Source organism: Variovorax sp. 160MFSha2.1 (assembly GCF_048305075.1).
Lineage (GTDB): Bacteria > Pseudomonadota > Gammaproteobacteria > Burkholderiales > Burkholderiaceae_C > Variovorax > Variovorax guangxiensis.
Genome location: NZ_CP157624.1, coordinates 3,560,217 through 3,572,086 on the forward strand (window position 1 = coordinate 3,560,217; position 11,870 = coordinate 3,572,086).

General features: G+C 67.9%; 9 protein-coding genes. 7 read left to right on the forward strand and 2 right to left on the reverse strand.

What is annotated here, in order from left to right; translation table 11 throughout:
* Position 1: 1 nt before the first annotated feature.
* Positions 2-1,759 carry a carboxylesterase/lipase family protein gene (locus ABL838_RS16090; RefSeq protein ID WP_418125870.1) on the reverse strand — a complete coding sequence of 586 codons (1,758 nt, stop codon included), beginning with the start codon at positions 1,757-1,759 and terminating at the stop codon, positions 2-4.
* A 279-nt stretch (positions 1,760-2,038) separates the two neighbouring features.
* On the opposite strand from ABL838_RS16090, the gene ABL838_RS16095 reads away from it, so the two are divergent.
* From ABL838_RS16095 to ABL838_RS16120, 6 genes are all read left to right on the forward strand, one after another.
* Positions 2,039-3,076, forward strand: a complete 1,038-nt coding sequence (locus ABL838_RS16095; protein ID WP_126020449.1) for an AraC family transcriptional regulator — start codon at positions 2,039-2,041, stop codon at positions 3,074-3,076.
* Between the two features lie 63 nt (positions 3,077-3,139).
* Entirely contained in the window at positions 3,140-4,621 is a 1,482-nt protein-coding gene (locus tag ABL838_RS16100; protein ID WP_418121155.1) for a protein adenylyltransferase SelO, read from the forward strand.
* A complete protein-coding gene (msrB, locus tag ABL838_RS16105; RefSeq protein WP_126020174.1) occupies positions 4,618-5,028 on the forward strand; it encodes a peptide-methionine (R)-S-oxide reductase MsrB in 411 nt (136 codons plus the stop codon). The genes ABL838_RS16100 and msrB overlap by 4 nt, the downstream gene beginning before the upstream one ends.
* Positions 5,029-5,054: 26 nt before the next feature.
* The gene (locus ABL838_RS16110; RefSeq protein WP_019652541.1) at positions 5,055-5,600 is read left to right on the forward strand and encodes a septation protein A; all 546 of its coding nucleotides are present in this window, start codon (positions 5,055-5,057) and stop codon (positions 5,598-5,600) included.
* Positions 5,597-5,875: a BolA family protein gene (locus tag ABL838_RS16115; protein WP_369662227.1), complete on the forward strand. Its 279-nt coding sequence runs from the start codon at positions 5,597-5,599 to the stop codon at positions 5,873-5,875. Before ABL838_RS16110 ends, ABL838_RS16115 begins: the two co-directional genes overlap by 4 nt.
* Positions 5,876-6,012: 137 nt before the next feature.
* Positions 6,013-6,798, forward strand: coding sequence for a peptidylprolyl isomerase (locus tag ABL838_RS16120; protein WP_184637698.1), 786 nt, complete (start codon positions 6,013-6,015; stop codon positions 6,796-6,798).
* Positions 6,799-6,916: 118 nt separating this feature from the next.
* On the opposite strand, the gene purL is transcribed toward ABL838_RS16120, so the two are convergent.
* Positions 6,917-10,888, reverse strand: coding sequence for a phosphoribosylformylglycinamidine synthase (purL, locus tag ABL838_RS16125; protein ID WP_418125871.1), 3,972 nt, complete (start codon positions 10,886-10,888; stop codon positions 6,917-6,919).
* Positions 10,889-11,044: 156 nt separating this feature from the next.
* Between purL and map the strand changes: the two genes are divergently transcribed.
* Positions 11,045-11,869: a type I methionyl aminopeptidase gene (map, locus tag ABL838_RS16130; RefSeq protein ID WP_093195007.1), complete on the forward strand. Its 825-nt coding sequence runs from the start codon at positions 11,045-11,047 to the stop codon at positions 11,867-11,869.
* Position 11,870 lies beyond the last annotated feature (1 nt).

Sequence of the window (11,870 nt, forward strand, 5' to 3'; positions counted from 1 at the left end):
CTCATTGCATGAGCGTGATCTTGGTGGCCGTGGGAGTGGCGTCGAGCAGCAGCTGCGAGGGCCAGGGCGCCCAGGTTGCACCAAGTTCGGGCGTGTTCGGGTCGCCCGTTCGCATGAAGGCGCCCACGCTGGCCATGACCGCGTTCGACAGCGCCAGCCGCCCCTTTTCGTTGGCCTTGCCGCGGATCACATTCGACAGCACCGAGGGACCGAAATTGCCGAACACGAAAGGCAGGTCGAAGGCGTGTGCCGCGCCGTAGACGTCGTTCCAGGGGGAGGCTTCCTGGGCCCAGTCGAGGCGGTAGTGCCAGATGTTCGACTGGCGCGTCTTCATCGTGTCGAGCAGGTTGTCGCGGTTGGCTTCGAACAGGCCCTTGGTGATGAGCGCGGTGGCCGCGTTGTAGCCGGTGCCGGCCTTGTCCACCGGAAGGTAGAACGGGTCGATGATGTCTTCCACCTTGAGCGTGGGCGCCGCATCGGGGTCGAAGCTGAACATCATCGAGAAGCGCTGGGCGTCGTTGACGATCCACCCCGGCTTCGGGAAGCCGATGGTGCCCAGCAGCGACGCGAACAGCTTGCCCTCGTCGCGCGTGTTGCCCGAGAGCATCGGCACCTTCGCGTACTGGTCGGCGGCGATGGCGCCGATGGGGTCGGTCGGGATCACCGTGCCGTCGGGAATGGGCCCGACCGCGCCGAGGCCGGCGGCGACCACGGTGGTCAGCAGCCTGCCGCCGTCCTGAGCGCGCAGGTACTCGGCGATCTGCGCCGGCGTGCGGGTGGCGATGTAGTTCTTGGCGGCCGTCGCATCGGCCGCGGTGCCGTCGGCGACGAGCAGCTTCTCGAGGATGGATTCGCCCTGCGCCAGCGAAGCAGATGCCGGCGACAGCGAAGGCAAGGTGCCCGGCGGCAGGTTGCTCGCGAGCGAGATGCCGCCGCTCATCTCGAAGGCCTTGTGGAACAGGCCCTTGGCCATCGGCGAAGTCATCACCGACAGCAGGTTGGTGGCGCCTGCCGATTCGCCCGAGAGCGTGACGTTGCCCGGGTCGCCCCCGAAGCTGGCGACGTTGTCGCGGATGAAGCGCAGCGCCGCCATGTTGTCGAGCAGCGCGAAGTTGCCCGAATCGTCGCCCTCGCTGCCGCCCGGACGCAGCTGCGGCACGTTCAGGAAGCCCAGGATGCCCAACCGGTAGCTGGCGGTGATGACCACCGCGTTGGCGGCCTTGGCCAGCGCGGCGCCGTCGTACAGCGGGTCTGCCGTGTAGCCCGAGATGTTGCTGCCGCCGTGAATGAAGAGCAGCACCGGCAGGTTCTTCTCTTCCGTGGCCGGGCGCCAGATGTTGACGAACAGGCAGTCCTCGCTGCCCGAGGGCTTGCCCAGCATGGTGCCGATGGTCTCGTCGTAGGTGTTGTTGGCGCCGGGGCTGAAGATGCGGCCGATCTGCAGGCAGGCATTGCCGAACTTTGAGGCCGGGCGGATGCCGCTCCAGGGCTCGGGCGCCGCAGGCGCGCGCCAGCGCAGTGCGCCGACTGGCGGCTTGGCGAACGGAATGCCTTTCCAGAACCAGGTGCCGGTCCTGGCGCTGTCGTCCACGCCCTCGACCTTGCCGGCAACGGTCTGGCGGACCATGGGGCCATCCGCCGCGGGCGGGGCCGGCGCCGGAGCCGGTGCGGGCGGCGGGCCCGGAAGGAAGGCGAAGCCGGACGAGCCGGAGCCGCCACCGCCGCAGGCCGAAAGAGCCGCCAGGGCGGCCGCGGCCATCGCCAGGGCGACGGCCCTGGCCGTTGCCGTCTTCTTTACCGCCGCCGGACCCTGCCGGTCGCGTGCGTTCGTCTCTGTCTCCATGTTTCTTGTCTCCACACCGGGTTAATCGGAATTCCTGGTCTGACGCGCCGCGCCCATACTCCGGGGCCGCCGAACGCGTAAAAAAATTCTAGAAACCGGCACGGTTTTCATCGCTATCGCAACAAAGCCAAACGAATGACTTCAGGAGCCTCCACGCCACTGCGCCAACGCGGCACCCAGCGCCGGCCGGGCTGCATGCCGCAGCCGGAGCTGCGCACCAGTTCGGCCGCGTGGCTCGAGGGCGTCCTGTCGATGTTCGAGGCCGAAGGACTGGATGTGCCCTCGCTGCTGTGCGAAGCCGGCTTCGACCCCGACTCGCTGCACCGGCAGAACGCGCGCATCCCGGTCGATGAGATCTCGGTGCTCTGGCAGCTCGCGGTGGCCCGCGCCGGCCGGCCCACGCTGGGCCTGCACCGAGACCTGGCTTCCACACACAGCAAGCTGGGCACGGTGGGGCATGCGATGTCGTGCAGCTCCAGCCTCGAATCGGCGCTGGTGCGGCTCACGCGCTACATGGCCGTTATTTCGGACGCCACCGCCTTCTCTCTGCACCCCGATCCGCGCGGCTGCTGGATGGTGATGCGACACACCGGCGGCAGCCTGCCCATTCCGCGCCAGCGCGTCGAATACGCCCTGCTGACCGTGCTCATGCAGTGCCAATGGCTCACGCGGCGCGAGCTGCAGCCGCTGGCGATGGAGTTCGTCTACCCCGCCCCGGCCGACGACCGCCTGCACCGCGAGGCCTTCGGCTGCGAGATCCGGTTCAACGCCGAGGCCAACCGCCTGCTGCTGTCGGCCGCCGACATGGCCACGCCGCTGCCCACCTTCCACGAAACGCTGGGCGAGATGCAGGAGCATCTGCTGGACGATCAGCTCGATCTGCTGGGCCAGACCACCACCAGCACGCTGGTGTGCGCCGAGATCGCGCGCCGCCTGCAGCACGGCGAACCGCGCCGGCAGGACGTGGCCTCCGGCCTCGGGCTGGCCGAGCGCACGCTGCAGCGGCGGCTGCAGGAGGAGTCGGTGTCCTTCCAGTCGCTGCTCGACCGCACCCGCCGCGAGCTGGCCAAGCAGTACCTGGCCGAAGACCGCCACACGCTGACCGACGTGGCCGACATGCTGGGCTTCGTCGATACCAGCAACTTCTTCCGCGCCTGCAAGCGCTGGTTCGGCGTGCCGCCGGCGCAGTACCGGGCCCGCCTCTGGGACACCCCCGCCGCCCTCGCGGCCTGACACCGGCCGGCCCCCGATGGCCCGCCCGGCCAGGGGTTACGCGCGGTGCCGGACAATCCGGGCATGAGCTTGCTTGCTGAAGACACCGAGGCCGCGGACCTGGGCTTGCGCTGGAAACCGGGTTTCGCCGCCCTTGGACCGGCCTTCCTCACCGAACTGCGCCCCACGCCCCTGCCCGATCCCTATTGGGTAGGCCGCAGCGAAACCGTCGCCCGCCAGCTCGGGCTGCCGGCCGGCTGGCACGAATCCGGCGCCACGCTGGCGGCCCTCACCGGCAGCCTGCCCGTTACAGGCACCCGCCCCTTCGCCACCGTCTACAGCGGCCACCAGTTCGGCGTGTGGGCCGGGCAGCTCGGCGACGGGCGCGCCATCATGCTCGGCGAGACCGAAGGTGGTCTCGAAGTGCAGCTCAAGGGCGCCGGGCGCACGCCCTATTCGCGCGGCGGCGACGGCCGCGCGGTGCTGCGCTCGAGCATCCGCGAATTCCTCTGCAGCGAGGCCATGCACGGCCTGGGCATCCCGACCACCCGGGCGCTGTGCGTGACCGGCTCCGATGCCCCCGTGTACCGTGAGGAGATCGAAAGCGCCGCCGTCGTCACCCGCGTGGCGCCCAGCTTCGTGCGCTTCGGCCACTTCGAGCATTTCGCGGCCAACCAGCGCAACGACGAACTGCGCGCTCTGGCCGATTACGTCATCGACCGCTACTACCCCGCCTGCCGCACCACCGAGCGCTTCGGCGGCAACGCCTACGCCGCCTTCCTCGAAGCCGTGAGCGAGCGCACCGCCGCCCTGCTCGCCCAATGGCAGGCCGTGGGCTTCTGCCACGGGGTGATGAACACCGACAACATGAGCATCCTCGGGCTCACCATCGACTACGGCCCGTTCCAGTTCCTCGACGGCTTCGACCCGCGCCACATCTGCAACCACAGCGACACCAGCGGGCGCTACGCCTTCAACCAGCAGCCCAACGTCGCCTACTGGAACCTCTTCTGCCTGGCGCAGGCGCTCCTGCCGCTGATCGGCGACCAGGAAGTGGCCGTGGCCGCCCTGGAGTCTTACAAGACGGTGTTCCCGAACGAGTTCGAAGGCCGCATGCGCGCCAAACTGGGCCTTCCTGAAGCAGCCGAGGGCGACCGCGCGCTGATCGAAGGCGTGCTCAAGCTGCTGGCCGCCGGCAAGGTCGACTACACCATCTTCTGGCGCCGGCTCTCCAACTACATGGCCGACGGCAACCTGGAGCCGGTGCGCGACCTCTTCCTGGATCGCCCGGGCTTCGACGCCTGGCTGCTATCGTTTTCGCAGCGCCATGCCGCCGCCGACAGGGCCCGGGCCGCGGAACTGATGCGCCGCTCCAACCCGAAGTTCGTGCTGCGGAACCACCTGGGACAGCAGGCCATCGAAGCGAGTCAGCAAAAGGACCACTCGGGTGTGGCAGTCTTGCTGGCTCTGCTGCAGACCCCATTTGAAGAACATCCCGGCGCCGACGCGTATGCCGGGTTCCCGCCCGACTGGGCCTCCACGATCGAAATCAGCTGCTCATCATGACCACTCCCGTACAGAAAACCGACGCCGAATGGAAAGCCCTGCTCGCTGAAAAAGGCGCCGAGCCCGCGGCCTTCGAGGTGACGCGCCACGCGGCCACCGAACGCCCCTTCACCGGCAAGTACGAGGCGCACTGGGAAGACGGCACCTACCACTGCATCTGCTGCGGCGCCAAGCTCTTCGAGTCGGCGACCAAGTTCGACGCCGGCTGCGGCTGGCCCAGCTTCTCGCAGGAAGCCGTGCCGGGCGCCATCCGCAACATCATCGACCGCTCGCACGGCATGGTGCGCACCGAGAATGTCTGCGCCAATTGCGGCGCCCACCTGGGCCACGTGTTCCCCGACGGCCCGACCGAAACCGGCCTGCGCTACTGCATGAACTCGGCGTCGCTCGACTTCCAGAAGAAATAAGAGAAAAGAAACAGGCAACCCGCTCGATGAAACTGATCCTCGACTTCTTCCCGATCCTGCTCTTCTTCATTGCCTACAAGATGGGCAACATCTACACCGCCACCGGCGTGCTCATGGCCGCCACGGTGGTGCAGATGGCGATCATCTACGCCACCGAGCGCAAGCTGCAGGCAATGCAGAAAGCCACGCTGGTGCTGATCCTGCTGTTCGGCACGCTCACGCTGGCGCTGCACGACGATCGCTTCATCAAGTGGAAGCCGACGGTGCTCTATGGCGCCATGGCGCTGGCGCTCGCGGTGGCGCTGTGGGCGCTGAAGAAGAACTTCCTGAAGATGCTGCTGGGCTCGCAGCTGGAGCTGCCCGACCGCATCTGGGGCCGGCTCAACGTGGCCTGGATCGGCTACTGCGTCTTCATGGCCGTCATCAACGGCTACGTGGCGGCGTACTTCACGACCGAGGCCTGGGTCAACTTCAAGCTCTGGGGCTACGTGTTCCCCATCGTCTTCCTGGTGGCGCAGGGCCTGTACATCGCGCCGCACCTGAAGAACGAAGAAGACAAGCCCGCGGCATGACGAGCACGGCCGCCCCCCTTCCCACCACGGCCGAACTCGAGGCGGCGCTGCGCAAGGCGCTCGCGCCGACCGCGCTCGAGGTGATCGACGAAAGCGCCGCCCACGCGGGGCACGCCGGTGCCAACGCCGAGGGCCGGGGCACCCATTTCAGGGTGCGCATCGCCTCCCCCCTGTTCGACGGGAAGCCGCGCGTGGCGCGGCATCGGCTTGTGTATGATGCCCTCCACGTTTTCATCGCACAGGGTCTGCACGCCATCGCCATCGAGGTGCTCTGAGTCAGTCGTCCAACGCATCGCTCGCACGCCGCGCCCGCACCGGCAGCTGCTTTCTCCCTTTCTTCCCTCAATCCCCTGCTTTCATTACCGCGCAACTCCTACACGCGCATTTCCTTCCCAGCTCGACCATTCATTCCATGAAAAAACAAATCTTGCAGGCCGTCGCGGCCGCAGCGCTGCTCGGTGCCATCCCCATGGCGGCCCTGGCGCAGAACGCAGCCATCGTGAACGGCAAGCCGGTGCCCAAGGCCCGCATGGACGTCCTGGCCCAGCAGCTGGCAGCCGCCGGCCGCCCGGTGACGCCCGAGATGCAAGGCCAGCTGCGCGAGGAAATCGTGGCGCGCGAAGTGTTCATGCAGGAAGCCCAGAAGCAGGGCCTGGATGCCACCGAGGACTACAAGAACCAGCTCGAACTCGCCCGCCAGGCCATCCTGATCCGCGCCCTGTTCGAGAACTACCGTAAGACCAACCCGGTCGCCGACGCCGACGTGAAGGCCGAGTACGACAAGTTCGTCGCTGCCAACGGCGGCAAGGAATACAAGGCCCGCCACATCCTGGTCGAGACCGAAGACCAGGCCAAGAAGATCATGGCCGACCTGAAGAAGGGCGCGAAGTTCGAGGACATCGCCAAGAAGCAGAGCAAGGACCCGGGTTCGGGCGCCAACGGCGGCGACCTCGACTGGGCCAACCCCGCGAGCTTCGTGCCCGAGTTCTCGGAAGCCATGATCAAGCTCAAGAAGGGCGAGACCACCCCTGCCCCGATCAAGACCCAGTTCGGCTGGCACATCATCCGCGTCGACGACATCCGCCAGGCTCAACTGCCGAAGCTGGAAGAAGTGAAGCCGCAGATCACGCAGCAGCTGCAGCAGCAGCGCCTGCAGAAGTACCAGGAAGACCTGCGCGCCAAGGCGAAAGTGGAATAACCCCCAGGCCCTGCGGCCCGGCAACGCCGGTTCCGCGGTGTTCTGAAAATGAAAAAGCGGCCTTCGGGCCGCTTTTTCGTGGGCGCCCGGAGCGCCCGGGGTGGCGAAGAGCCAGGCCTCAGCCCACCCAGCGGCGCGCATTGCGCCAGATCTGCATCCAGGGGCTCAGCTCGCTCTTGTCGCCCGAGGTCCAGCTCATCTGGATGTTGCGGAACACGCGCTCCGGATGCGGCATCACTGCGGTGAAGCGGCCGTCCGGCGTGGTCACGGAGGTCAGGCCGTCGGCGCTGCCGTTCGGGTTGAACGGGTACTGCTCGGTCGGCTTGCCGTGGTTGTCGACGAAGCGCATGGCGGCGATGGCCTTGTCGGCGTCGCCGCGGTACTTGAAGTTGGCATAGCCCTCGCCGTGCGCCACCGCGATCGGCAGGCGGCTGCCGGCCATGCCCGCGAAGAAGATGCTGGGCGACTCGAGCACCTCGACCATCGACAGGCGCGCCTCGAAGCGCTCGCTCTGGTTGGTGGTGAAACGCGGCCAGGCCTCGGCGCCCGGGATGATGTCGGCCAGCTCGGCGAACATCTGGCAGCCGTTGCACACGCCCAGGCCGAAGGTGTCGGCGCGGCCGAAGAAGGTCTTGAACTGCTCGGCCAGCTTCGGGTTGAAGGTGATGCTGCGGGCCCAGCCGATGCCGGCGCCCAGCGTGTCGCCGTAGCTGAAGCCGCCGCAGGCGACCACGCCCTTGAAGTCGGCGAGGTCCGCCCTGCCCGTCTGCAGGTCGGTCATGTGCACGTCGAAGGCTTCGAAGCCGGCCTTGGTGAAGGCGTAGGCCATCTCGACGTGCGAGTTGACGCCCTGCTCGCGCAGGATCGCGACCTTGGGGCGCGACTGCAGGATGGCCGGGGCAACGGGTTGTTGCGCGTTCGGCAGGAACACGTGCATGCCCGGGTCGGCCGGATCGCCGGCCGCGGCGTGTTCGGCATCGGCGCAGGCGGGGTTGTCGCGCTCGCGGGCGATCTTCCAGCTGACCGAGTCCCACACCTGCTGCAGGTCGTGCAGGCTCGCGCTGAACACGGACTTGGCGTCACGCCAGACTTCGATCTTGCCCTTGCCCGCGTCCATGGTGGAGCTGGCCGGACGGGTCTTGCCGACGAAGTGGCTGTGGGTGCTCAGGCCGTGGGCGCGCAGCACCTGCATGACGTCGTTGCGCTCGGCGGTGCGCACCTGCAGCACCATGCCCAGCTCCTCGTTGAACAGCGCCTTGAGCGTGAGCTCCTCGCGGCGCGCGCTGACCTGCTGCGCCCAGTTCTTGGCGTCGCCGGTCTCCATGCGGCTGTCGGAGATGCCGTCGCCTTCGGTAACCAGCATGTCGACATTGAGCGCCACGCCGACGTGGCCGGCAAAGGCCATCTCGCAGGCGGTGGCAAACAGGCCGCCGTCGCTTCGGTCGTGCATCGCGAGGATCTTGCCGTCCGCGCGCAGCGCGTTCACGGCATTCACCAGCGCCACGAGTTGCGCCGGGTCGTCGAGGTCGGGCACCGTGTCGCCGCTCTGGTCGAGTGTCTGCGCGAGGATGCTGCCGGCCATGCGGTGCTTGCCCTGGCCCAGGTCGATCAGCACGAGGGTGGTGTCGGCCTCTTCGGCGTCGAGCTGCGGCGTGAGCGTGCCGCGCACGTCAGGCAGCGTGGCGAAGGCGCTGACGATCAGGCTCACGGGCGAGGTGACCTTCTTCGCTTCGCCGCCGTCCTTCCACTGCGTGCGCATCGACAGCGAATCCTTGCCCACCGGAATCGACACGCCCAGCGCCGGGCACAGTTCCATGCCGACGGCCTTGACGGTCTCGTACAGGGCGGCGTCTTCACCGGGCTCGCCGCAGGCGGCCATCCAGTTGGCCGAGAGCTTCACGCGCGAGAGTTCGATGGGCGCGGCCAGCAGGTTGGTGATGGCCTCGGCCACCGCCATGCGGCCGGAGGCCGGCGCGTCGAGCGCGGCCAGCGGCGTGCGCTCGCCCATGCTCATGGCTTCGCCTGCGAAGCCCTTGTAGTCGGCCAGCGTCACGGCGCAGTCGGCCACGGGCACCTGCCACGGGCCGATCATCTGGTCGCGGTGGCTCATGCCGCCCACGGTGCGATCGCCGATGGTCACGAGGAAGCGCTTGGAAGCCACCGTCGGGTGCGAGAGCACGTCGATGGCCGCCTTCTGCAGGTCGACGCCGGTGAGGTCGAGCGGCTTGAAGCTGCGCGCCACGGTCTTCACGTCGCGGTGCATCTTCGGCGGCTTGCCGAGCAGCACGTCCATGGGCATGTCGACGGGCTGCACCTCGGCGCCTTCATCGGCCACCAGCAGCTGGCGCTCTTCGGTCGCCACGCCGACCACCGAGAACGGGCAGCGCTCGCGCTCGCAGAAGGCCTTGAACTGTTCGAGCGATTCGGGCGCGATGGCCAGCACGTAGCGCTCCTGGCTTTCGTTGCACCAGATTTCCTTCGGCGCCATGCCCGACTCCTCGAGCGGCACTGCGCGCAGGTCGAAGCGCGCGCCGCGGCCGGCGTCGTTGGTGAGCTCGGGGAAGGCGTTGCTCAGGCCACCCGCACCCACGTCGTGGATCGCGAGGATGGGGTTGGCCGCGCCCTGCTGCCAGCAGTGGTTGATGACCTCCTGCGCGCGTCGCTCGATCTCGGGGTTGCCGCGCTGCACGGAGTCGAAGTCGAGCTCGGCCGCGTTGGCGCCGGTGGCCATCGAGCTGGCGGCGCTGCCGCCCATGCCGATGCGCATGCCGGGGCCGCCGAGCTGGATCAGCAGCGAGCCGGCGGGGAACTGGATCTTCTTGGTCTGCGCCGCATCGATGCTGCCGAGCCCGCCCGCGATCATGATGGGCTTGTGATAGCCGCGCTGCACGGTGTCGACGTCGCTCGCCACGGTCTGCTCGTACTCGCGGAAGTAGCCCAGCAGGTTGGGGCGGCCGAATTCGTTGTTGAACGCGGCGCCGCCCAGCGGGCCCTCGGTCATGATCTGCAGCGGGCTGGCGATGTGCTCGGGCTTGCCGTAGCTGCCCTCTTCCGGCCAGAGCTTCGAGACGGTGAAGCCGGTCAGGCCGGCCTTGGGCCTGGAACCACGGCCGGTGGCGCCCTCGTCGCGGATCTCGCCGCCCGCGCCGGTCGAGGCACCCGGGAACGGCGAGATGGCCGTGGGGTGGTTGTGCGTCTCGACCTTCATCAGCACATGGCTCAGGGCGCTATCTTTTTGATAGCTCTGCGAGCCGCTGGCGGGCACGAAGCGCTCGATGGCTGTGCCTTCCATGATCGAGGCGTTGTCGGCGTAGGCCACCACCGTGTGCTGCGGGTTCAGCTTCTCGGTGTTGCGGATCATCGAGAACAGGCTCTGCGGCTGGGCCTGTCCGTCGATGGTGAAGTTGGCGTTGAAGATCTTGTGGCGGCAGTGCTCGCTGTTGGCCTGCGCGAACATCATGAGCTCGACGTCGCTGGGGTTGCGGCCCAGGCGGGTGAAGGCGTCGACCAGGTAGTCGATCTCGTCCTCGGCCAGCGCCAGGCCGAAGCCGGTGTTGGCCGCCACCAGCGCGGCGCGGCCGCCGCCCTGCACGTCGACCTGCGCCATCGGCTGGGCCGGCAGCTCGCTGAAGAGGCTGGCGGCCTGCTCGACCGTGGCCAGCACCGATTCGGTCATGCGGTCGTGCAGCGGGACGGCCACGGCCGCCAGCTGGTCGCCGTCGAGCACGGGGGCCTTGCCGATCAGCGGGGCCTTGAGCTTCAGGTGGTACTGGGTGACGCGCTCGACGCGCCGCAGGGCCAGCCCGCAGTTGTGGGCGATGTCGGTGGCCTTGGAGGCCCAGGGCGACACGGTACCCAGGCGCGGCGTGACCACCACGCTGGTGCCCGCCTTGGCCGGCGCCTCGAAGGGGTCGCCGTAGGTCAGCAGCGCGGCGAAACGCTCGCGGTCGGCCTGGCCGAGCGCCGCGTCTGTCACCACGAGGTGCACGAAACGGGCCGAGATGCCCTCGATGCGCGGCTCGATGGCCTGCAGCTTCGGCAGGAGTTGGCGTGCGCGGAAGTCGCTGAGTGCGCTGCCGCCCTCGAACATGGTTACGACAGGAAGGGCTTGAGGTGCGGGCTGCGTCACGGTCGATGGGGCCTCGGGGGCCGCGTTGGGAAATCAAGGAATCGAGGCGGATGGCCGCTGACTGGGGTCATCCGCGTTAACCCGGGATTTTAGCCGGGCCAATGGGATAATTCGGCCATGAGCATTAACTACAAAGACGCTGCAGGCATCGAAGCCATGCGGGTCGCATGCCGCCTGGCCTCCGAGGTGCTGGACTACCTCACTCCCCTCATCAAGCCCGGCATCACGACCAACGATGTCGACCGGCTGGCTGCCGAGTACATGGTCAAGCAGGGCACCACCTCCGCCACGGTGGGCTACATGGGCGCGAGCAGCGTCCCGTTCCCGAAGTCGCTGTGCACCTCGGTGAACCACGTGGTGTGCCACGGCATCCCGAACGACAAGCCCCTGAAAAAGGGCGACATCATGAATGTCGACGTCACCGTCATCAAGGACGGCTGGTTCGGCGACAACAGCCGCATGTACGTGATCGGCGACGCCTCCATCGCGGCGAAGCGCCTGTGCAACATCACCTTCGAGGCCATGTGGCACGGCATCCTGCAGGTGCGCCCCGGCGCGCACCTGGGCGACGTGGGCCATGCGATCCAGAAGTTCGCCGAGGGCCAGGGTTTCTCGGTGGTGCGCGAGTTCTGCGGCCACGGCGTGGGCCAGCGCTTCCATGAAGAGCCCCAGGTGCTGCACTACGGCCGCCCGGGCACCATGGAAGAACTCAAGCCCGGCATGATCTTCACCATCGAGCCGATGATCAACGCCGGCAAGCGCGACGTGAAGGAAGACTTCAAGGGCGGCCAGTACGACGGCTGGACCATCGTCACGCGCGACCATTCGCTGTCGGCCCAGTGGGAGCACACCGTGCTCGTCACCGAGACCGGCTACGAGGTGCTGACGCTGTCGGCCGGAAGCCCGCCGCTGCCCTCTTTCGTCACCGCCACCAAGACCTGAC